The organism is Bradyrhizobium uaiense (assembly GCF_010811875.1).
Lineage (GTDB): Bacteria > Pseudomonadota > Alphaproteobacteria > Rhizobiales > Xanthobacteraceae > Bradyrhizobium > Bradyrhizobium uaiense.
Window position 1 is genome coordinate 1 of sequence record NZ_VKHP01001049.1, and the last position, 241, is coordinate 241.

1 protein-coding gene is annotated in these 241 nt (G+C 61.4%); it reads left to right on the forward strand.

Annotation, left to right across the window (positions count from 1 at the left end; translation table 11 throughout):
• Nucleotides 1-241 (forward strand): transposase (locus FNJ47_RS48715; protein ID WP_163163810.1); only part of this gene is annotated, 241 nt, incomplete at both ends.

The window sequence follows — 241 nt, forward strand, 5'->3', positions numbered from 1 at the left end:
ACGAACTCGAACGCTGGCTGAAGCCGTTCTTGGACCGGTTTGGTCACAAGACCCGGCAGCGGATGTGTCCACTGTACGTTGCGGGATTGATCGGCCCTGGTGATCGCAAGAGCATTCAGCCGATGGCGGAGCGCCTTGCCACGGGCAACTACGACCAGCTGCACCATTTCATTGCGGACGGCATCTGGGACGCGACGCCGCTAGAGACGGAACTGCTCAACCAGGCGGACCGACTTGTCGG